Origin of the sequence: Actinotalea sp. JY-7876 (assembly GCF_014042015.1) — a bacterium.
Classification (GTDB): Bacteria; Actinomycetota; Actinomycetes; order Actinomycetales; family Cellulomonadaceae; genus Actinotalea.
Map to the genome: position 1 here is coordinate 3518647 of NZ_CP059493.1, position 21721 is coordinate 3540367.

Here is a 21721-nt window from a genome sequence, read left to right on the forward strand (position 1 = left end):
AGTGAGCCTTCCGGTGGACGACATGGACGACGGGTGGCCGCGCGGGGGCGCACCACCCGCAGACGGGGGGAGCCACGCTCAGGGTAGGGACACCTGACGCTCGTGGCTCCTCTCAGTATGGGCACGCGCTCGTGAAGAGGTTGTGAGCGACCGGTCATCGCGACGCGAGAGGAGCGCGGTGGTCCGCTATCGGGCCCGCGGGGCCGGCCCGGCCGCGGGCGGGAGACGCCCCGTCCGCCCGGGGTTTGCCAGATCGCCCGCCCGCACCTACTGTCTCCGATGTATCAGTTCGATACATCGACGAGCTTCATCGGCCCGGCACGAGGTCGCGACGACGCCGCCTCGGGCGGGGATGAGCACAGGGGAGGTCCAGTGAGCAGTCGTTCCGGCGTGCTCGAGCTGGCCATCCTCGGCCTGCTCCAGGAGACACCGATGCACGGGTACGAGCTGCGCAAGCGGCTCAACGTGCTGCTCGGCTCGTTCCGGGCCCTGTCCTACGGGTCGCTGTACCCGTGCCTCAAGGGCCTCGTCGCGCGCGGGCTGATCGCGGGCACCGACGCGTCGCAGACCCCGCCGCCCCACGCCCTCAGCGGCAAGCGGGCGCGGATCGTCTACGAGCTCACGGCCGACGGCAAGGAGCACCTCGCGAAGATGCTCGCGAGCTCCGGCCCGACGACGTGGGAGGACGAGCACTTCGACGTCCGCTTCGCGCTCTTCGCGCAGACGGATGCCGAGACCCGGCTCCGGATCCTCGAGGGACGCCGCACGCGGCTGACCGAGCGGCTGGACAACGTCCGCCAGTCGGCGCTGCGCACACGCGAGCGTCTCGACGAGTACACGCTCGAGCTCCAGCGCCACGGCCTGGAGCAGGTCGAGCGCGAGGTGCGCTGGCTGGACGGACTGATCGACAACGAGCGCGGCAACCGCCGCGGGACCACCGAGGGGGACGGCCGTCCGGCCGGACCCGCCACCGTCGACGGCGCCTCCGCGCCCCGGCACTGAGAGAGAACCGAGGAGCGAGGATGACTTCGATCCGCGTCGCCATCGTGGGCGTCGGCAACTGCGCCGCGTCGCTGGTACAGGGCGTCCACTACTACGCGGACGCCGACCCGCAGAGCAAGGTCCCGGGCCTGATGCACGTGCAGTTCGGCCCGTACCACATCTCGGACATCGAGTTCGTGGCGGCGTTCGACGTCGACGCGAAGAAGGTCGGGTTCGACCTCTCCGAGGCCATCGGCGCCAGCGAGAACAACACCATCAAGATCGCCGACGTCCCGCCGCTCGGCGTGACGGTCCAGCGCGGTCACACGCTCGACGGCCTCGGCAAGTACTACTCCGAGACCATCGAGGAGTCGGACGCCGAGGCGGTCGACATCGTCGCCGCCCTGCGCGAGACGCAGGCCGACGTCCTCGTCTGCTACCTGCCCGTCGGCTCCGAGCGTGCGGCGAAGTTCTACGCCCAGTGCGCGATCGACGCGGGCGTCGCCTTCGTCAACGCCCTCCCCGTGTTCATCGCGTCCGACCCCGAGTGGGCCGCGAAGTTCGAGGAGGCCGGCGTGCCGATCGTCGGCGACGACATCAAGTCGCAGGTCGGCGCGACGATCACGCACCGCGTGCTCGCGAAGCTGTTCGAGGACCGCGGCGTCGTGCTCGACCGCACGTACCAGCTGAACGTCGGCGGCAACATGGACTTCAAGAACATGCTCGAGCGCGAGCGCCTGGAGTCCAAGAAGCTCTCGAAGACGCAGGCCGTGACGTCGAACATCGACGACGGCCCGCTCGCGGGCAAGAAGGAGGACCGCAACGTCCACATCGGCCCGTCGGACTACGTCGCGTGGCTCGACGACCGCAAGTGGGCGTACGTGCGCCTCGAGGGCCGCGCGTTCGGCGAGGTGCCCCTGAACCTCGAGTACAAGCTCGAGGTCTGGGACTCCCCGAACTCGGCCGGCATCATCATCGACGCGCTCCGCGCGGCGAAGATCGCCAAGGACCGTGGCATCGGCGGCCCCATCGTGTCCGCGTCGACGTACTTCATGAAGTCGCCGCCGGTCCAGATGGAGGACACCGCGGGGCGTGCGCGTCTCGAGGCGTTCATCGCCGGCGACATCGAGCGCTGAGCACCAGCACCACCTGAGCGGACCTGATCCGCTCGCCCGAGGGCCCCGGACGCACCCGTCCGGGGCCCTCGGCGCATCCCCACCCGCCGCCACGGGCCACGGCCGCCGCCACCCGCCGCCGCCACCGCCACCGGCCGCCCACCACCGGCCGCCGCCACCCGCCACGCCTCCGGCTCAGCTGCTCGCCGGAGGGTTCTGCGCACCATCCGGCGCAACCCTCCGTCGGCTTCGCCCGGCACCGAACCGGCACCGCGCACGACGGCGGACCACCCTGGCGCCCCTCACCCGACGCGCCGGGCGAGCCGAACCGCCGCCGTCGGACGTCGGCCGGAGGGTTCTGGGCGCTATACGGGCATGACCCTCCGTCGGGGCGGCGCTACGGCGCGACGGCGGCGCGGGTCGGGTGCCCGGGCGTCGTCCGTCTGGTCACCCCGCCCGCCCGTCGTCCCCAAGCGTGTGGTCGTCCACAGGCGACGCCGGGTGGCTGGTCGAGAGGACCGGTGAGGCGCGAGCATCGCGCGCATGCGACTCGACCTCGGCCTCGTGGGGCAGCTCACCGCACCGCAGGCCGGCGTCGCGACGCGGGCCCAGCTGCGCGAGGCCGGCGCGGACGACTCGTGGATCACCCGCCAGCTCGAGCACGGGCGGTGGCAGCGCCTGCACCGCGGGGTGCTGGTGACGCACTCGGGCCCGGTGCCCTGGCGCGCGAGGGCCTGGGGCGCCCTGCTCTACGCCGGGCGCGGCGCCGTGCTGAGCCACGAGGCGGCCGCGTTCCTCCAGGACGTCACCGTCCAGCCACCCCGCACGGTCGCCGTGACCGTGCCCGGTGAGCGGCGTGTGATGCCGAGCGCCGGGCTCACCGTGCACCGCCGGACGCCCGTGCCGCCGTCGGCGGGCCGGCCGCGCCGCACGTGGCGGGCGAGACGGTGGTCGACCTGGTCGCCGACGCCCGCACGGAGGACGACGCGATGGCTCGCGTGTGCGACGCCGTCCGGGCCGGGACGCACCCGGACGAGGTCCTCGCGGCACTGGACCGCCGGGGGCGGTCGGCCCGCAGCGCGCTGCTCCGCGACCTCCTGTGCGAGGTGGGCGACGGCGTCGAGTCGCCGCTCGAGCGGCGCTACCGGCGGGACGTCGAACGACGGCACGGGCTGCCGAAGGCCTGTCTGCAGGTGCGGCACCGGCTCGACGGCAGCTGGGTGCGCGCCGACGTCGTCTACGAGAAGTACGCGCTGCGCGTGGAGCTCGACGGGCGCCTCGCCCACCCGGGCGGCCGCACGGACGCCGACACCTGGCGCGACAACGCCGTCCTCCTCGAGCGCGCGGAGCTCACGCTCCGCTACCGCTGGGCGCACGTCGCGGTCACCCCGTGCCGCACGACGCTGCAGGTCGAGGCCGGCCTACGCGCCGGCGGCTGGTCCGGGACCGCGCGCCCGTGCGGCCCCACCTGCACCGTCGCCCGCCGATCATCGGCCACACGCGCCGGAGGCTTCTGACCGCTGGGCGGGCGCAACCTTCCGCCCCACGAATCTGTGCGGCACCGGCTCCCGGCGGCGCGGGCCGACGCTCCCGATCGCGGCGGAGGGTTGGGGCCGGTGGGCGGCCGCAAGCCTCCGCGCGGCGGACATGGACCGGGCACACGCGTGCGCCAGCCAGGGGACCACGAGCTGAACGCGGCCACCCGGGACGCGGCGGAGGGTTGGGACCGGTGGGCGGGCGAAAGCTCCCGGGCGGGCCGGAGCGGGCCGAGGTGCGCCGCTCGCCGCCCGGGCGGCGGGCGGGCGGGCGGGCCGGGGCCAGCCGGGCGCGGGCGGGGCCGTCAGGGGAGGGCGCGGCGGAGGGTGTCGGCGAGGGGGGTGGTGGGGCGGCCGATGAGGCGGCTCAGCGTGCCGGACGTGGCCGCGAGCGCGCCGTCGCGGATGTTGCCGTCGAGCGCGACGACGAAGCCCGCCGTCGCCTCGTCGAGGCCGGCGGCGAGCAGCGCGGCGCGGTGCTCCTCGGGCGTGACGTCGTCGTGCCGGACCTCGCGGCCGAGCAGCTCGCTCAGCACCGCCGCGAGCTCGTCGAAGCTCCACGCCGTGTCGCCCGACAGCTCGTGCACCGCACCCTCGTGGCCGTCCGTGGTGAGCACGACGGCCGCCGCCGCGGCGTAGTCGTCGCGGGCCGCGCTCGCGACGCGCCCGCCACCGGTGCTCGACAGGACGACGCCCGTGGCGCGCGCCTGCTCGAGCGTCGGCACGTAGTTCTCGGAGTACCAGCCGTTGCGCAGGACCGTGGTGGTCAGGCCGCTCGCGGCCAACAGCTCCTCGGTCGCCTTGTGCTCGGGCGCGAGGACCAGCGCGGTGGTGTCCGCCGCGAGGACGGACGTGTAGACGAGGCGCGCGACGCCGGCGCGCGCGGCGGCGTCGATCACCGTCCCGTGCTGCTGCACCCGTCGCCCCGGCTCGCTGGCCGAGACCAGCAGGACCGTGTCGCCCTCGCCCAGGACGGCCGCGACCGACGCCGGGTCGTCGTAGTCGACCCGCGCGGTGCGCACCCCGCGCTCGGCGAGGTCCGCGACGCGCTCGAGCGCCCGACCGCCCGCGACGACGTCGGCGGGGGCGACCCCGCGCTCGAGCAGCTCCTCCACGACACGGCGGCCCAGGTGGCCGGTGGCTCCGGTGACGACGATCGACACGGTGGTCTCCTCGCGACGAGGCCGCGGGCGATCCGCGGCAGTTGTCGCATCAACCGACACGGGACCCGGTTCCTTCCCGGAGCACCCGGGGCGCGGCGGCTCAGACGAGCGCGAGCGCCACGCGGTCCCGTCCGCTGCGCTTGGCCGTGTAGAGGGCGGCGTCGGCCGCGCCCACCAGGTCGGACGCCACCAGCATGTCGTCGGTGCGGTACGCGACGCCGACGGACGCCGTCACGTAGGTCGGCACGTCCGGCACGACGACGTCGGCCACGGCCGCGCGCAGCCGCTCGGCCGCCGCCTGGGCGGTCGCGGCGTCGGTCTCGCGCAGGAGCACGGCGATCTCCTCGCCGCCGAACCGGTACGCGGTGTCGCTCGAGCGCAGCTCGCGCCGGACCGCGTGCGCCACGGCCCGCAGCACGGCGTCGCCCGCGAGGTGACCGTGCTGGTCGTTGAGCCGCTTGAAGTGGTCCAGGTCGAGCATGAGGAACGTCAGCGGGCGCCCGTAGCGCTCCGCGCGCTCCCACTCGACGGCGAGGTCGGCCTCGAGCCGGCGTCGGTTGGGCAGGCGGGTCAGGGCGTCGTGCTCGGCCTGGTCGCGCGCCGAGCCGTGCAGGCGCGCGGACTCGAGTGCCGCCGCCGCCGTCGACAGCAGGGCCGTGAGGACCTCGAGCGTGTCCGGGTCCACCGCGCGGCCCGCCTGCGCGCCGATGCCGCCCAGGTGCAAGACACCGACGACGGAGCCGCCGAGCACCAGCGGGTGGGCGCTGCCCTGCTCCTCCGCGACCGGACGCGCGTCGGCGGCGCTCGCCACCACGGCCGGCGGCAGCGGCGTGTCCGACGAGGGCACCGTGCCGTGCGGGTCGTCGCTGCACCGCACCGCGTGCAGCTCGCCGTCGTCCCCCCGGATCCAGAGCGTCACGGGCGCACCCAGCAGGTCCGCGGCGGCGTCGCTCACCGACTCGGCGACATACCGCACGCTCGTGCTGCCGGAGACCTCCCGCGCGATCCGGACCACGCTCGCCAGGCGCTCCGCCAGGAGCGCCAGCCGCTCCTCGCGGGCCACCCCGAGCTCGCCCGCGGCCTGCAGGTCCGACGCGAGCCGGTCGAGCGCCGAGCCCATCGTGTCGAGCTCGGAGATGCCCGTGACGGGCACGCGCGCGGACAGGTCCCCCTCGCGCAGGGCGTCGATGGTGCGCAGCAGCTCGTCGACGGGCGCGATCACGGCGCTCGTGAGCCGCCGGCGCCGGCGCGTCGCGAGGGCCGCCGCACCGGTCACGGTCACGACCGACCCGCCCATGCCCGCGACCAGCGCACCACGCTGGGCCACGAGCGCCGCGTTGCGCTGCTCGACGACCGTGTCGATCGTCACGGTGTCGGCGGCGCGGTAGACGTCGAACAGGTCCTTGCCCGCGAGCAGGAGGCGCGTGGTCGCCGCCGGGGTGAGCGCCGAGATCCGGGTGGTCCCGTCCACGACGTCGTCCGCCCACGACTGCCACGCCTGGCGCGCGAGCATGGTCTCGACGACGAGCGCCGTCAGGCCGGGGTCGTCCGCCGCGTACTCGAGGAGTCGGGCGCCCGCGGCGTCGACGTCGGCGCGGCCCTGCTCGTACGGCCCGAGGAAGACCTCGTCACCCGTCGCGAGCCACCCCCGCAGCCCGGTCTCCTGGTTGAGCATGCCCTCCTGCATGAGGCGTGCCTCGCGCGTGAGGTTGGTCGACCGCACGACGGCGGGCTCGCTGACGACCAGCAGGTAGCCGGAGGTCACGAGGGCCATCGCGAGCATCGCGGCGAGCGCCGCGACGAGCGCGACGTGGCTGCGCCGCAGCTCCGTCACGATGCCCGTGGGGCCGGCGCCCCGCGCGGCGGGCCCGTCGGGGCGCAGACGTCTCACACCGACCTGATCGGCCACGGCACGGCGCGTTCAAGGGGTGCAGGGCCGTGGGCTGCTCCTTCGGCCGGTAGCCTGCGTCGGTGTGAGCGTGCTCGGAGACCTGAAGATCGTCGCCGTGCACCCCGGGTTCCGGCGGCTGTTCGCCGTGCGCCTCGTGTCCCAGACCGGCGACGGGATGTTCCAGGTCGGCCTGGCGACGCTCTTCTTCTTCGCGCCCGAGCGGATGACGACGGCGTCGGGCGTCGCGGCCGCCTTCGCGGTGCTCCTGCTGCCCTTCACGGTCGTCGGTCCGTGGGCGGGGGTCCTGCTCGACCGCTGGCGCCGGCGCCAGGTGCTGCTGGTCGGCAACGCGGTCCGGGTGGTCCTGACGCTCGTGCTCGCGGCCCTGCTGGCCGGCGTCGGCGTCGGACCCGCCGTGTACGTCCTCACGCTCGTGACGCTCTCGGTCAACCGGTTCCTGCTCTCGGCGCTCTCGGCCGGGCTGCCCCGCGTCGTGCCGCGCGAGCAGCTGCTCATGGCCAACTCGATCACGCCCACGCTGGGCGCGGCGGCCGCGGGCGTCGGCGGCGCCCTCGGACTGGTCGGCGGCATCGTCGCGCCGGCGGGACCCGCGCACGACGCCGTCGTGCTCGTCGGCGCCGCGGTGGTCTTCGCCGCCGCGTCGGCGCTCGCGCTGCGGCTCGGCCCGGACCAGCTCGGCCCGACCCGCCGCGCCGGTGCGGACGAGCTGCGCGCGAAGCTGCGCGAGGTCGCCGCCGGCCTCGGCGCGGGCGCGCGTCACCTCGTCGCGCGGCGCACCCCCGCGATGGCGCTCGGCGTCATGGCGGCGCACCGCTTCATCTACGGCGTGACGTTCATCGCGAGCATCCTCATCGCCCGGAACCTGCTCTCCGACCCCGCCGACAGCGCGGCCGGGCTCGCGACGTTCGGGCTCGTGCTCGGCGCGTCGGCCGTGGGCTTCGCGGGCGCCGTCATCCTGACGCCCCTCGCGCACCAGCGCCTCACCCCGGAGCAGTGGATCGTCGTCTGCCTCGGCATCGGCGCGGGCAGCCAGGTGCTGCTCGCCGTCACGGTGGAGCGGACCGCGGTGCTGGTCGGCGCCGTCCTGCTCGGCCTCGCCGCCCAGGGCACCAAGATCGCGGTCGACACCATCGTGCAGCGCGACACCGACGACGAGTTCCGCGGGCGCGCGTTCGCGCTCTACGACGTCTTCTACAACGCCGCCTTCGTGGGCGCCGCCGCCCTCGCGGCCGCCGTGCTGCCGGACACGGGCTGGTCCCGCCCCGCCTTCGCGGCCCTCGCGGTCGCCTACGTCGTCACGGCGGCCCTGCTGCGGCTGGGCGTCGCGCGGGCCGCCGCGGCGGCCGCCCGGCACGTCGGGTCGGACGCCGTCCCGCTCTAGGATCGGCCGCGTGAGCGAGCCGACGGGCCAGGCCGACGCCCTCGCCGACCTGGCGGCGCGCGCCGTCGTCGACGCCCTGGCGCTGCCGGAGGGGGCGCACGAGCAGGCGGCGGCCACCCTGCTCGTCGACCTCGACGCGGGCACGGTCGTGTTCGCGAACCTCCTCGCGACCCAGCTCGCCCCGGACGTCCGCCTCCCGGCCCCGCTGGCCGAGTGGGCCCGCGCCGCCGGGCTCCGGACCCAGGACGGCCTCGGGCTCGACGAGGGCCTGCGCACGCTCGCGACGATCGCGCGCGAGGCGCCGTCGCGCGGGATCCAGGTCAGCGCGGAGCGGGCCACCGGCGACTCCGCCCTGCGCGAGGCGCTCTGGGTCGTCGGCGTGCCGCTCGCCGGCGCGCCCGCCCCGCTCGCGCACCAGGCGCTGGTCGTCCTGCTGCCGCTGCGGTCGCGGACCGCGGCGGCCGCCATGCCGGACCTGGGCACCGACGTCCACGCCCGCGCTGCGGTCGCGAGCAGCGTGTCGTTCACGATCACGGACCCCACCCAGCCCGGCGACCCGATCGTGTGGGTGAACCCGGCGTTCGAGCGCGTCACCGGCTACCGGGCCGAGGACGTCATCGGCACCAACTGCCGCTTCCTGCAGGGCCCTGACACCGACCGCGAGGTCGTGGCCCGCATCCGCGCCGCGCTCGAGGCCCGCACCACGGTCGCGGACACGCTCCTCAACTACCGCGCCGACGGCACGCCGTTCTGGAACCAGGTGGTCATCAGTCCCGTCCTGGACGCCGACGGCCACGTGACGCACCACGTCGGCATCCAGGCCGACGTCACCGAGCGCGTGCAGGCGCTGCTCGCGCGCGAGGCGGCGCTCGACGAGGCCCGGGTCTCGAGCCGCCGCCTGCACCTGCTGGCGGAGGTGAGCCAGACCCTCGCGGAGCACCTCGACTACACCGACGCGGTCCGGGCGCTCGCCCAGGTCGCCGTCCCGCGGCTCGCGTCGTGGGGCTTCGTCGCCGTCGTGGACGAGCGCGGCAGGTTCGACGGCCTGCACATCGTCGCGGCGGACCCGGTCGACGCCATCGACGCCGCGGAGCTCGAGCGCGCCGACCTCGGCTGGCTCACGCGCTCACCGCGCATCGCGCACGCGCTGGCGAGCCCGGCCGGACACGTCCCGGTGGCCTCCCCCGTCGACGTGGCGTCCCTGGCCGCCCGCACGACGCCGCGCCAGCTCGCCCTGCTCCACCGCCTCGGGCTGGGCAGCGCGCTCGTGGTGCCGCTGCGGGCCCGTGACGGCGTGCTGGGTGTCCTGGTCCTGGTCGTCCGAGACCGGCACGACCTGCTGCAGGAGAACGTCATCACGGCCGCGCACCTCGGGCACCGCGCCGGCGTGGGCCTCGACAACGTGCGCCTGTACCAGCGCGAGCGCGAGGCCGCGGTGACGCTCCAGCGCAGCCTGCTCCCCGAGCTGCCCGAGATCCCCGGCCTCGACGTCGCCGCGGCCTACGTCCCGGCCCTCGACCGCGCCCAGGTCGGGGGCGACTGGTTCGACGTCCTGCCGCTGCCCGACGGCGCCGTCGGCCTGGCCGTGGGCGACGTCGTGGGGCACGACCTGCACGCCGCCGCGTCCATGGGCCAGCTGCGGTCGGTCCTGCGCTCCTACGCGTGGTCCGGCCAGGACGCGGGCACGGTCGTCGCGCGGCTCGACGAGCTGGTCCAGGGGCTCGGCATGGCCGACATCGCCACCTGCGTCTACCTGCGCCTCGAGGGCTCGACCCTGCGCTACACCCGCGCGGGTCACCCGCCGCCGTTCGTCCGCACGGCCGACGGCGTCGTGCGGGAGCTGGACGGCGCGCTGACCACCCCGGTCGGGGTCCCGGTGCCCGGCCGGCCCGTCGTGGAGGCCGCGGTGGACCTGCCCCCCGGCGCGGTGCTGGTCGTCTACACCGACGGCCTCCTCGAGCGCCGCAGCCGTCCGCTGCGGCGCGGGATCGCCGAGCTGCGCGCGACGCTCGAGGCGATGCCCGACGGGATGGACGCCCGCGGCATCTGCGACCACCTGGTCGCGACGCTCGCGGGCGGCGAGCACGAGGACGACGTCTGCGTCCTGGTGGTGCGGCGGGACGCCGAGCCGGACTGAGCCGCCGTCAGGCTCCCGGCCCGGCCCGTCCGCCCGGCCGTCCGCCCGGCCGCCCACCGGGCCGTCCACCGTCCGTGACGACCTCCCAGTCCGCGACGGGCCCGGGCACGACCACGAAGAGCGGGTGCGGCTCGGGAACCTCGACGTCGCGCCAGCGCGCGAGGACGTCGGGGCTCCGGGCGGCGAGCTTCGCGCGCAGGTGGTCCCACTCGTGCGCCAGCTGCCCCTGCGTCACGTCGAGGCGCAGGGCGGCGTCGGGCGGTCCGAGCACGCGCGTCCGGTCGTAGGAGTAGCCGCGCCGGGCCGCCTCGTCCGCGAGCGCGTGCAGGAAGGTCAGGATCGGTGCCCCGACGTCGAGCGGCGGCCCGCCCGGCGCGACGGGGCCGGGCTCGCCCACGCGGAAGCGCCGCAGCTGGGGGTGGTTGCGGTACCCGCGCGTGGTGCCGGTGAGCACCTTCTGCGCGAGCAGGGCCTCGCGCCAGCCGGCCGTGAGCCCCTGGCGGTCGAGGTAGCGCGGGTGGACCGACCAGAGCCTCATGGGCCCAGCCTCACCCCGGCGGCGCTCAGCCGCGCGCCGCCCACCACTCGCGCAGCGCCCGCTCGGCCTCGGCCGGGTCCTGGGGCCCGTGCTCCATGCGCAGGTCGAGCAGGAAGCGGTAGGCCTGCCCCACCTCGCGGCCGGGCGGGATGCCGAGGATCGCCATGATCTGCTCGCCGTCGAGGTCGGGCCGGATGGCGGCCAGCTCCTCGTGCTCGCGCAGCTCCGCGATGCGCCGCTCCAGGTCGTCGTAGGCGAAGGACAGCCGCTCGGCCTTGCGCCGGTTCCGCGTCGTGCAGTCCGAGCGCGTGAGCCGGTGCAGGCGCTCGAGCAGCGGCCCGGCGTCGGTGACGTAGCGGCGCACGGCCGAGTCCGTCCAGCCGCTCTCGCCGTAGCCGTGGAACCGCAGGTGCAGCTCCGTCAGGCGCGCCACGGCCTGCACCGTCTCCTTGTCGAAGCGCAGCGCCTTGAGCCGGCGCGCGGCCAGCTTGGCCCCCACCACCTCGTGGTGGTGGAAGCTCACCCCGCCGCCCGACTCGAAGCGGCGCGTCGCGGGCTTGCCGACGTCGTGCAGCAGGGCGGCGAGCCGCAGGACCAGGTCGGGACCGGGCACCGGACCCGTCGGGTGCTCGTGCGTGCCCGTCTCGAGGTCGATGGCCTGGGCCAGCACCGTGAGCGAGTGCTGGTAGACGTCCTTGTGCCGGTGGTGCTCGTCGATCTCCAGGCGCAGCGCCGGCAGCTCGGGCAGCACGTGGTCGGCCAGGCCGGTCTCGACCAGGACCTCGAGGCCCGGGCGCGGGTCCGGCGCGAGCATGATCTTGACGAGCTCGTCGCGCACCCGCTCCGCGGACACGATCGTGATCCGGTCGGACATGCGCTCCATCGCGGTGCGGACGTCCGGGGCGAGCGCGAACCCGAGCTGGGCCACGAACCGCGCGGCGCGCATCATGCGCAGCGGGTCGTCGTCGAACGACTGCTCGGCCGTCACCGGCGTGCGCAGCACCTGCTTCGCGAGGTCCGCGAGGCCGTCGAAGGGGTCGACGAACGTCAGGGACGGCAGCCGGACCGCCATCGCGTTGACGGTGAAGTCGCGCCGCGACAGGTCGCCCTCGAGCGTGTCGCCGAACGCCACGACCGGCTTGCGCGAGGTGCGGTCGTACTCGTCCGTGCGGTAGGTCGTGACCTCCACGACGACGTCGGCACCCCCGCCGCGCGCGAAGCGCCGGGCGCCGATGGTGCCGAACTCGCGTCCGATGTCCCAGTGCGCGTCGCCCCACGCGGCGAGGATGCGCTGCGTCTGGTCCGGGGTCGCGGAGGTCGCGAAGTCGAGGTCGCTGCTCACGCGGCCGAGGAAGGCGTCGCGCACGGGGCCGCCGACCAGGGCCAGCTCGTGGCCCTCTCGCGCGAAGGCCTCGCCGAGCTCCACCGCGGCGGGGGCCAGCTCGGCGATGACCGTCAGCGCGCGGCGCTGGAGCGCCGCGAGGGCGCCCGGGTCGGGCGTGGTGGCAGGCGCAGTGGCAGCGGGTCGCGAGGTCGGCGGGAGAGGAGTGGACACGGGACACCAGCGTGCCAGATGCGGCAGCGCCCGCCGCCGTCCGGTCCCGCCCCAGCCCTGGTCGTTACAGTGGCGCCATGTCGAGCGCCGTCCCTCACCCGCGGCCGGGCCCCGTGCCCGCACCGCCCGGGGGCCACGCGCTGCGCATCCAGGCCCCCGACCGCACGGCCGCCTCGCGGCGCCCGGTGCACACCCTGCCGGTCGTCGAGGAGACCTCCGCGGGCGGGCTCGTGGTGCGCCAGGACGCCGGGGCGCCGCACGCCGCCGTCATCGCGCGCCGCAACCGGGCCGGGCGGCTCGAGTGGTGCCTGCCGAAGGGGCACCTCGAGGGCACGGAGACCCCGGCCGAGGCGGCCGTGCGGGAGATCGCGGAGGAGACGGGCATCCGCGGCGAGGTCGTGCGAGCGCTCGGCACCATCGACTACTGGTTCACGGGTGACGACCGCCGCGTGCACAAGGTCGTCCACCACTTCCTCCTGCACGCGCGCGGCGGCGTCCTGAGCGTCGACGGCGACCCCGACCAGGAGGCCGAGGAGGTCGCCTGGGTGGCGCTGACCGCGCTGCCCGAGCGGCTCGCGTACCCGAACGAGCGCCGGCTGGCCCAGGCCGCCACCCAGCTCCTCGCCGGCGAGGCCGGGTGAGCCCAGGGATGAGGGCGCGGTCGGTCGTCCGGCGCGCGGCCGTGGGCTCCGCGCTGCTCGCGGCGCTGCTGGGCGCGCCGGCCGTCGCCGCCGCCCAGCCGGCCGGCGGTGCTCCCGCCGGTCCGGCCACGACCGCGTCCGAGCGCGAGGACCTGCCGCTGAGCATCGAGCTGGACGCGGTGACGGGCATCCTCGAGCCCGGCCAGGACCTCGTCGTCTCGGGGACGATCCGCAACACCGGAGACGCGACTCTCGAGATCCCGCGCGTCGTGGTGCACCTCGAGCGGTCGGCGTTCGCCTCGCGCACCGAGCTCGACGAGTGGCGCGAGGCCGACACGACCGAGCCGTCGGGCCGCGGCGTGCTCACCGTGGACCTCACCGAGGCCGTGCCCCCCGGCGCCGCCCTGCCCTTCACCGTCACCGTGCCCGCCGCGTCCGTCGGCCTGCGCACCAGCGCCTCCTGGGGACCGCGCGGGCTCGCCGTGGAGGTCGTCGACCGCCAGGACGACGTCCGCCGCCGGCAGGGCCTGGCCCGCACGTTCACGATCTGGTTCCCCGAGCAGGACGTCACCCCGACGAGCGTCTCCCTCGCCGTCCCCGTCGTGGGACCGGCCGCCGGCAGCGAGCCGGGCACCGACACGCTGCTCACCGCCCTCACCCGCCCGGGTGGCCGGCTCACGACGCTGCTGAACGCCACCGCGGACCGGCCGGAGATCACCTGGCTCCTCGACCCGTGGCTGGTCCAGCGTGCGGCCGGTGGCGCCGCCCCCGCGGGTCCCGCCTGGGCCGAGCGGCTGCTCGGTGCGGCCGCGGACCACGAGGTGGCCCTGCTGCCGTTCGCCGACGTGGACCCGTCCGCGATCGCCCACTCCGGCTCGACCAGCCTCTGGGACGCCGCGGTCGCCCGCTCCGCGCTGACCGCGCAGGAGGTTGGCGTCCCGGACCCGGGGCTGAACCGCCTCGTCCTGCCGGCCAACCCGACACCCGACGCCGAGACGGCCGCCCTCGCGGGGACGGGCGGGCTCATGGTCGTCGCACCCGGTGCGCTGTCGCCCGCGGCCGAGACGAGCTACACGCCGTCGGCCCGCAGCACTGTCGAGACCGCCGCCGGTGAGGTCACCGTGCTCGTGCCCGACGAGCGGCTCTCGGCCGCCCTCGAGACCGGCACCGTGCAGGAGCGCCTCGACGACGAGACACGGCCCGACCAGCTGACGCCCACGACGGCGGCCCAGGACCTGCTCGCCGAGCTCGCGGTGCTGACCCGCGAGCGACCCAACGACGCGAGGCACGTGCTGATCTCGGCGTCGCGGCACTGGGACCCGGACCCCGCGCTCGTCGGCGCCCAGCTCGAGGCGCTCGAGGCGGCCCCCTGGGTGCGCACCGCACCGATCGCGGAGCTCGCGACCGTGGAGCCCGTCGACCGCGGCCGGCTCCCGGAGCGGGAGGTGGCCACGGCGGAGATCTCCCCGGCGCTGATCTCGACCCTCGAGCAGACGCTCGACCAGCGCGTCGCGCTCGCGTCGGTCGCCGAGCGCCCGGCGGCGCTGGTCGGTGACCTGGAGCTCGAGCGCCTCACGCCGTTGTCGGTGGCCTGGCGCGACGACCCCGACGGGCGGGACCAGGTGGTCGCGGCCGCGGTGGCACGTACGGACGCCCTGCGCGACGCCGTCACCGTGCGCCCCGGCAGCGACGTCTTCCTCGTCTCGACGACCGGCGAGCTGCCCGTCGTCGTGGAGAACACGCTCGACCAGCCCGTGACGGTCGTCGTCGCCCTGCGGCCCAGCGACCCCCGGCTCGTCGCCGACGAGGCCGTGACCGTCACGGTCCCGGGCGAGGGCCAGCGGGAGGTGCTGCTGCCGGTGCACGCCGTGCAGAGCGCCGACGTCCCCGTCACCGTCGAGCTGCGCACCGGGGACGGCGTCGTGCTGGACGACCGCACCGTCCTCACGGTCCGGGTGCGCGCCGAGTGGGAGGGGATCGGTGCCGCGGTGCTCGGCGGGCTCCTGGCCCTCGGCCTGGTCCTGGGCATCGTCCGCACCATCCGGCGCGGCCGGACCGCCGCCCGCGCGGCCCCGGTGGTGGCCGGGCCCGACGCCCTCTCGCCGGAGGAGGAGTCCGACGAGCTCGAGCCCAGCGGGACGCCGGGGCGGGCGGCACCGTGAGCAGCATCGGCCGCAGCACGGCCATCATGGCGGCGGGCACGGCCACCTCACGCGTGCTCGGCGTCGTCCGTGCGGCGGTCCTCGTGGCGGCGATCGGCCTCAACGCCCCCGCGGCCAACGCGTTCGCCGCGGCGAACTGGCTGCCGAACATGCTCTACATGCTCGTGGCGGGCGGGGTGCTCAACGCGGTGCTCGTGCCGCAGATCGTGCGCGCCTACCGCGAGCGCGACGGGCAGCAGTACGTCGACCGACTGCTGACGATCTCGATCTCGCTGCTGCTCGCCCTCACCGTCGTGATCACGGTCGCCGCACCGCTCGTGGTGCGCCTGGTGGTCAGCGACAAGGACCCCGAGTTCGTCGCGCTCACCACGACCTTCGCGGTGTGGTGCCTCCCGCAGGTCTTCTTCTACGGCCTCTACACGCTCCTCGGGCAGGTCCTCAACGCACGGGAGAGCTTCGGCCCCTACATGTGGGCGCCGGTCGTCAACAACGTCGTGGCCATCGGATCGCTCGGCGTGTTCATCGCCGCGTTCGGCAGGTACCAGGAGGGCGGTGGGTTCGACGACCCCACCACCTGGGACGCCGGCCACGTCGCGCTCCTGGCCGGCGGCGCGACGCTGGGCGTGGTCGTGCAGGCGCTCGTCCTCCTGGTGCCCCTGCGCCGCATCGGGTTCCGCTTCCGGCCGCGGTTCGACTGGCGCAACGCCGGCCTGGGCAGCGCCGGCCGGGTCGCCGGGTGGACCTTCGCCGCGCTCGTCGTCGGCCAGCTCGGCATCCTCGCCGTGATGCGCGTGACCTCGTCCGCGGCCCAGGAGTTCGAGGCGGACGTGGCGGGCAACAACGCCTACTCGCTCGCCTTCACCGTCTTCATGCTGCCCCACTCGCTCGTGACGGTCTCGCTCCTCACGGCGTTCTTCACCCGCCTGTCCGGCCACGCCGCGGCCGACGACCGCCGGGCGGTGCGCGAGGACTTCTCCAGCGGGCTGCGCACCATCGGCGTCTTCACGGTCATCGCGACGGCGGTCCTGGCCGTGCTCGCCCTGCCGCTGGTCCGCGTCGTGTTCCCCTCCGCGTCGCCGGGCGAGCTCGGCGCCCTCGCCCCCGTGGTGGTCGCGCTGCTCTTCGGTCTGTCCGCGCTGGGCGCGTGGTCCCTGTGCCAGCGCGTGTACTACGCGTTCGAGGACGCGCGGAGCCTCTTCTGGGTGCAGGTGGCGATGGCAGGGGTCGTCGCCGGCGGGACGATGCTCGGCGCGGCCGTGCTGCCCGCGCGGTGGTGGACCGTCACGGCCGGCGCCTCGATCGCGGCGTCCTACGTGCTGGGAGCCGTGTGGGGCGGCGTCCTCGTCCGGCGGCGGGTGGGCGGCACCGGGCGGCGCGCCGCGTCGATGCACGCCCGCGCCGTCCTCAGCGCCGGCGTGGCGACCGCCGTCGGCTGGCCGCTGAGCCTCCTGTTCGGCGACCTGGGCCGGCTCGGGTTCCTCCAGGCCGCAGGACTGTGCGTCCTGGTCGGCTCCGTCATGCTCGCGATCTACCTCGGCGGCCTGCGCCTGCTCGGCGTGGACGACGTCGCCCGCCTGGCGGCCCCGCTGATGGCACGCCTGGGCCGTAGCATGGGCGGGCGGGCCGGCCGGGACGGCACTCGCCAGGACCGCACGGACGGACGAGGGGATGGTCGGGTGGACGTCGTCGTGGAGCAGGGCACCCTGCTCGCCGGCAGGTACCGCCTCGAGCGGTCCGCAGCCACCGACCTGCCCGACGTCGAGGCGTGGGACGCCCACGACCAGATCCTCGACCGCCCGGTGCGCGCGCTCGTGCTCCGCGCCGGACGCGTCGCCCAGGCGCAGGACGCCGCGCGCCGCGCCGCCCTCGTGACCGACCCGCGCCTGCTGCGCGTCCTGGACGTCGGCGACCACGAGGGCCTGGCCTACACCGTCACCGAGCCGCTCACGGGCCGCACGCTCGCCGACGCCGTCGCGTCCGGCCCGCTCCCGGCGGACCAGGCGCGGGCGATCGTCGGCGAGGCGGCCGTCGCGCTCGAGGTCGCCCGACGCCGCGGCCTCCACCACCTCGCGCTGCGCCCGTCGGCCGTGCGCATCACGCCCGCGGGCGGCGTCGTCGTCACCGGCCTGGGCATCGACGGTGAGATCCTCGGCGGCGGCCCCGGCGACGCACGGTCGACCACCCGCGCGGACACCGTCGGCCTCGTCGCGCTGCTGTACCTCGCGCTGACGGGGCGGTGGCCGCACCGCGAGGCCATGCCCGACGCCGGCATCGCCGCGCCGCCCGACGAGGACGGCACGCCCGTCCCGCCCGTCGCGCTCGCGCCCGACGTCCCGAACGACCTCGACACGCTGTGCGCGGTCACCCTCGGTCCGCACGACGACGGCCCGCACAGTCCGGCCGAGCTGGTCCGCGAGCTCGAGCCGTGGGGCGCCGTCACCGCCGTCCCGGCGGACACCCCCGCCACGACGCCCGCGGCGCCGGCGGTCGTCCCGCCGCGCGCGGCCGCGGCGCGCGTCCAGCGCCAGTCGGTGCGCAGCACGCTGGACGGCCCGCAGCCCGCCACGGAGCGACCCGGGACGACGCCGCCGCCCGCGATCCCGCCGGCCTTCCGCCGCACCGACCCGCGGGTGGCCGCCGGAGCCGCCGCGGCCGCGTTCGGTGCCGCCCAGGCCGCGCGGGCCGGGACGGACGCCCCCGACCAGGCCGAGGCCGGTGCGGACGCAGCGGCGGCCACGCAGGCCATGCCGACCGGAGCCGCGCCGACGCAGGTCATGGGCCCGGCCACGGTGCAGCGCCGTCCCGTCCGGCCCCCGGCGTCGAGCGACCGCCCCTCGCCCTCGACCGACCACGGGCCCGCGCCCGACCCGGAGCGTGCGCCCGACCGCGAGCACCACCGCGGGCACGAGTCCTTCGAGCACCTCATCGGCACCCCCGTCGAGGTGCTCGTGCGCAAGCGCTTCGACCCCACACCCATCGTGCTCGCCCTGGTCGGCATCGCCGTCGTCATCGGCCTGGTGTGGGCGTGGAACGCGCTGACCGACCCGCCCCCGCCGATCGGCGGCAGCGACGGCTTCGGCGACGTCGTCGACTCCGCCGCACCCGAGGAGCCCGAGGCCGACGCCCCGGCCGAGGGCGAGGGCGAGGGCGAGGGCGAGGCGCCCGGGGACGCGGCGACGGCCGTGCCGCCCACCATCGCGTCCGGCGAGATGCTCGACCCGCCGCCCGGTGGCGACAACAACGAGCACCCCGAGGCCGTCGCGCTCGCCTACGACGGCGACCCCGCCACCCACTGGTACACGCGGACGTACAAGTCGCCGACCTACGGCATGAAGCCCGGCGTCGGCTACGCGGTCACGCTGGCCGAGCCGGCCACGGTCACCACCGTCACGCTCGTGGTCAACGGCACGGGCGGCAACGTCGAGATCCGCGCGACGGACCCGGCGACGCCGACCGAGGGTGAGGTGCTCGCGTCCGGCCCGATGTCCGCCGAGACGGTGCTGACGCTGAGCAGCCCCACCGAGACCCAGCACCTGGTGCTGTGGTTCACCGAGCTCCCGCAGACCGCCGACGGCAGCAACCGCGTGGAGCTCGCGGAGATCCGCCTCTCCTGACCGGGCCGTGCCGGCACCGGTCGGCGCCGGCACGGAACATCCGGCCTCTAGGATCGGTTGACGCGATCGAACCACCCACCGGACGAAGGACGCCGCACGTGACCGACACCCTCCGGGACCTTGTGATCATCGGGTCCGGCCCCGCCGGCTACACCGCCGCCGTGTACGCCGCGCGCGCCGGCCTGGCACCCGTCGTCGTCGCGGGCTCCGTGACCGCGGGCGGCGCCCTGATGAACACCACCGAGGTGGAGAACTTCCCGGGCTTCGTCGACGGCGTCATGGGTCCGGACCTCATGGAGAACATGCGCAAGCAGGCGGAGCGCTTCGGCGCGGACGTCCGCTACGACGACGTCGTGCGCGCCGACCTGGTCGGCCCCGTCAAGACCGTGGTCACCGGGAACGGCGACACCTTCCGGGCGCGCGCCGTGATCCTCGCGACGGGCTCCGCCTACCGCGAGCTCGGGCTGCCGGACGAGAAGCGCCTCTCGGGCCACGGCGTCTCGTGGTGCGCGACGTGCGACGGGTTCTTCTTCCGCGACCAGGACGTCGTCGTGGTGGGCGGCGGGGACTCCGCCGTCGAGGAGGCGACGTTCCTCACGCGCTTCGCGAGGACGGTCACCATGGTGCACCGCCGCGACGAGCTGCGCGCCTCGAAGATCATGGCGGACCGCGCGACGTCCGACCCCAAGATCCGGTTCGCCTGGAACAGCGAGGTCGTCGCGATCCACGGCCAGGACAAGGTCTCGGGCGTCACCCTGCGTGACACGGTGACCGGCGCCGAGCGTGAGCTGGCGGCGACCGGCCTGTTCGTCGCCATCGGGCACGTCCCGCGCAACGAGCTGCTCGTCGGCCAGGTCGACCTCGACGACGAGGGCTACGTCCTCGTCGGGCCCGAGGCCGCCGGTGCCGGCGCGCGTGGGACCGCCACCAACGTCGAGGGCGTGTTCGCGTGCGGCGACCTCGTCGACCACGTGTACCGCCAGGCCATCACGGCCGCCGGCACGGGCTGCGCCGCCGCGCTCGACGCCCAGCACTACCTGGCGGAGCTCGTGCACGCCGCCGAGCCCCCCGCCCCCGCCGCCCTGCCCCAGAAGATCGAGGAGACCCTGTGAGCACCGTCCCCGTCACCGACGCCACCTTCAAGACCGAGGTCCTCGAGTCCGAGATCCCCGTGGTCCTGGACTTCTGGGCGCCGTGGTGCGGCCCGTGCCGCCAGGTCGCCCCGATCCTCGAGGAGCTGTCCGAGACCTACGCGGGCCGCGTCAAGATCGCGAAGATCAACTCGGATGAGAACCCGCAGGTCACGGCGGCCTACGGCATCACGTCCATCCCGACGCTGAACATCTACACGGGCGGCGAGCTCGTCAAGCAGGTCGTCGGCGCGCGTCCCAAGCCGGCGCTCGTCACCGAGATCGAGTCGGTCCTGGCGGGCGCCTCGCGCTGACGCCGTCTGCTCCACCCGACCGAAGGCCCCGCGGCGAACCGCGGGGCCTTCGGCGTGCACGGGGGCGGCGCGGAGGCCAGCCGGTCCGGCGGTGGGCCACCGGTGTCCCGCCGGCCGGTCGGCGCGCGTCTCACCTGTCCGCCGCGTGGCAGACTTCGGGACATGACTCCCGAGCACGGCGAGCCGACGGGGCGGGTGACTCCCGCGACCGGCGGAGCCGCTCCCCGCGTCCAGCCCGCCACCGGGACCCGCCTCGACCCCTGGATCGAGGCCTACGCCGACCGCACCCACGGCATGCGCGCCTCGGAGATCCGCGCGCTCTTCGCCGTCGCGAACCGCCCCGAGGTGGTCTCGCTCGCCGGCGGGATGCCCAACATCGACGGGCTTCCCCTCGAGGCGCTCGCCGAGTCGAGCTACCAGCTGCTCCTCAAGCGCGGAACGACGGCGCTGCAGTACGGCTCCGGACAGGGCGACGAGACGCTGCGGGAGCAGATCCTCGAGGTGATGCGCCTGCAGGGCATCCAGGCGCACCCGGACGACGTCGTGGTCACCACGGGATCACAACAGGCGCTCGACCTTGTCGTCAGGCTCTTCATCAACCCCGGCGACGTCGTGGTCGCCGAGGCGCCGAGCTACGTGGGCGCCCTCGGGGTCTTCCGCTCCTACCAGGCGGACGTGGTGCACGTGCCGCTGGACGAGCACGGGCTGATCCCCGAGGCGCTCGAGGAGACGCTCGCCCGCCTCAAGCGCGAAGGGCGCAGCGTCAAGCTGCTCTACACGGTCCCGAACTTCCACAACCCGGCCGGCGTCACCCTCGCCCAGGAGCGCCGACCGCGCGTCCTCGAGATCGCGGCCCGCTACGGGGTCCTCGTCCTGGAGGACGACCCCTACGGTCTGCTGGGCTTCGACGGCGACCCCCTGCCCGCCATGCGCTCCATGGACGACGTGGGCGTCGTGTACCTGGGCTCGTTCTCGAAGACCTTCGCGCCCGGCTACCGCGTCGGGTGGGCGGTGGCCCCGCACTACATCCGCGAGAAGCTCGTGCTCGCGAGCGAGTCCTCGATCCTGTGCCCCTCGAACGCGTCGCAGCTCGCGATCTCGACCTACCTCGCGCACCACGACTGGCGGCACCAGATCAAGCTGTACCGCGAGATGTACCGCCAGCGGCGCGACGCGATGATCGAGGCTCTCGAGGAGCACATCCCCGAGGCGAGCTGGACGGTCCCCGACGGCGGCTTCTACACCTGGGTCAAGCTGCCCGAGGGCCTCGACGCCCAGGCGATGCTCCCCCGCGCGGTGACGGCGCTCGTCGCGTACGTGTCCGGCACGGCCTTCTACGCCGACGGTCAGGGCTCGGACCACATGCGGCTGTCGTTCTGCTACCCCACCCCCGAGCGCATCCGCGAGGGCGTCCGGCGGCTCGCCGGGGTCGTCGAGGCCGAGAGCGAGCTGCTCAGGCTCTTCGGCACCGGCCCGCACCGCGCCGGCGGCGCCGTGGAGAGCGCGTCGCCCGACACCCGCTGACACGTCGCGTCAGGGCGCC

The 21721-nt window shown here is 75.5% G+C and carries 15 protein-coding genes; 11 read left to right on the plus strand and 4 right to left on the minus strand.

The genetic code is table 11. The features are described 5' to 3' along the window. Positions 1–372 precede the first annotated feature (372 nt). From H2O74_RS16325 to H2O74_RS16780, 3 genes are all read left to right on the plus strand, one after another. Complete coding sequence (locus H2O74_RS16325; protein ID WP_182112538.1) at positions 373–1002, plus strand: PadR family transcriptional regulator; 630 nt, start codon at positions 373–375, stop codon at positions 1000–1002. A gap of 20 nt (positions 1003–1022) precedes the next feature. Beyond that, positions 1023–2117 carry an inositol-3-phosphate synthase gene (locus H2O74_RS16330; protein WP_182112539.1) on the plus strand — a complete coding sequence of 365 codons (1095 nt, stop codon included), beginning with the start codon at positions 1023–1025 and terminating at the stop codon, positions 2115–2117. Positions 2118–3028: 911 nt separating this feature from the next. Continuing rightward, a complete protein-coding gene (locus H2O74_RS16780) occupies positions 3029–3613 on the plus strand; it encodes a hypothetical protein (protein WP_255491690.1) in 585 nt (194 codons plus the stop codon). 323 nt (positions 3614–3936) lie between these two features. On the opposite strand, the gene H2O74_RS16340 is transcribed toward H2O74_RS16780, so the two are convergent. Together H2O74_RS16340 and H2O74_RS16345 are read right to left on the minus strand one after the other, a co-directional pair. Further along, a complete protein-coding gene (locus tag H2O74_RS16340; RefSeq protein ID WP_182112540.1) occupies positions 3937–4794 on the minus strand; it encodes an SDR family oxidoreductase in 858 nt (285 codons plus the stop codon). Between the two features lie 100 nt (positions 4795–4894). After that, a complete protein-coding gene (locus H2O74_RS16345) occupies positions 4895–6685 on the minus strand; it encodes a diguanylate cyclase (RefSeq protein WP_182112541.1) in 1791 nt (596 codons plus the stop codon). 82 nt (positions 6686–6767) lie between these two features. On the opposite strand from H2O74_RS16345, the gene H2O74_RS16350 reads away from it, so the two are divergent. Both H2O74_RS16350 and H2O74_RS16355 read left to right on the plus strand, forming a co-directional pair. After that, complete coding sequence (locus H2O74_RS16350; RefSeq protein WP_370525776.1) at positions 6768–8087, plus strand: MFS transporter; 1320 nt, start codon at positions 6768–6770, stop codon at positions 8085–8087. A 10-nt stretch (positions 8088–8097) separates the two neighbouring features. Continuing rightward, on the plus strand, positions 8098–10224 hold the full coding sequence (locus H2O74_RS16355; RefSeq protein WP_255491691.1) for a SpoIIE family protein phosphatase: 2127 nt from the start codon (positions 8098–8100) through the stop codon (positions 10222–10224). 7 nt (positions 10225–10231) lie between these two features. Here H2O74_RS16355 and H2O74_RS16360 read toward each other — a convergent pair whose 3' ends face one another. Next, the gene (locus H2O74_RS16360) at positions 10232–10762 is read right to left on the minus strand and encodes a pyrimidine dimer DNA glycosylase/endonuclease V (protein ID WP_220457986.1); all 531 of its coding nucleotides are present in this window, start codon (positions 10760–10762) and stop codon (positions 10232–10234) included. A 25-nt stretch (positions 10763–10787) separates the two neighbouring features. Next, on the minus strand, positions 10788–12317 hold the full coding sequence (locus H2O74_RS16365) for a CCA tRNA nucleotidyltransferase (protein WP_182112542.1): 1530 nt from the start codon (positions 12315–12317) through the stop codon (positions 10788–10790). A gap of 77 nt (positions 12318–12394) precedes the next feature. On the opposite strand from H2O74_RS16365, the gene H2O74_RS16370 reads away from it, so the two are divergent. The 6 genes from H2O74_RS16370 (at position 12395) to H2O74_RS16395 (ending at position 21702) form a co-directional block, all read left to right on the plus strand. Continuing rightward, positions 12395–12958, plus strand: coding sequence for an NUDIX hydrolase (locus tag H2O74_RS16370; RefSeq protein ID WP_182112543.1), 564 nt, complete (start codon positions 12395–12397; stop codon positions 12956–12958). Positions 12959–12966: 8 nt separating this feature from the next. Continuing rightward, a complete protein-coding gene (locus H2O74_RS16375; RefSeq protein WP_182112544.1) occupies positions 12967–15120 on the plus strand; it encodes a DUF6049 family protein in 2154 nt (717 codons plus the stop codon). After that, complete coding sequence (locus tag H2O74_RS16380) at positions 15117–18734, plus strand: murein biosynthesis integral membrane protein MurJ (protein ID WP_255491692.1); 3618 nt, start codon at positions 15117–15119, stop codon at positions 18732–18734. The genes H2O74_RS16375 and H2O74_RS16380 overlap by 4 nt, the downstream gene beginning before the upstream one ends. A gap of 98 nt (positions 18735–18832) precedes the next feature. Next, the gene (gene trxB, locus H2O74_RS16385; RefSeq protein WP_182112545.1) at positions 18833–19846 is read left to right on the plus strand and encodes a thioredoxin-disulfide reductase; all 1014 of its coding nucleotides are present in this window, start codon (positions 18833–18835) and stop codon (positions 19844–19846) included. Further along, positions 19843–20178 carry a thioredoxin gene (trxA, locus tag H2O74_RS16390; RefSeq protein WP_182112546.1) on the plus strand — a complete coding sequence of 112 codons (336 nt, stop codon included), beginning with the start codon at positions 19843–19845 and terminating at the stop codon, positions 20176–20178. The genes trxB and trxA overlap by 4 nt, the downstream gene beginning before the upstream one ends. Before the next feature lie 162 nt (positions 20179–20340). After that, complete coding sequence (locus tag H2O74_RS16395) at positions 20341–21702, plus strand: PLP-dependent aminotransferase family protein (protein WP_182112547.1); 1362 nt, start codon at positions 20341–20343, stop codon at positions 21700–21702. The last annotated feature ends 19 nt before the right edge of the window (positions 21703–21721 follow it).

Excerpts from the sequence above, each read along its gene's own strand:
- H2O74_RS16360 (WP_220457986.1), bottom strand. The coding sequence starts at position 10,762 with ATGAGGCTCTGGTCGGTCCACCCGCGCTACCTCGACCGCCAGGGGCTC.
- H2O74_RS16370 (WP_182112543.1), top strand. The coding sequence starts at position 12,395 with ATGTCGAGCGCCGTCCCTCACCCGCGGCCGGGCCCCGTGCCCGCACCG.
- H2O74_RS16375 (WP_182112544.1), top strand. The coding sequence starts at position 12,967 with ATGAGGGCGCGGTCGGTCGTCCGGCGCGCGGCCGTGGGCTCCGCGCTG.
- H2O74_RS16395 (WP_182112547.1), top strand. The coding sequence starts at position 20,341 with ATGACTCCCGAGCACGGCGAGCCGACGGGGCGGGTGACTCCCGCGACC.
- H2O74_RS16330 (WP_182112539.1), top strand. The coding sequence starts at position 1,023 with ATGACTTCGATCCGCGTCGCCATCGTGGGCGTCGGCAACTGCGCCGCG.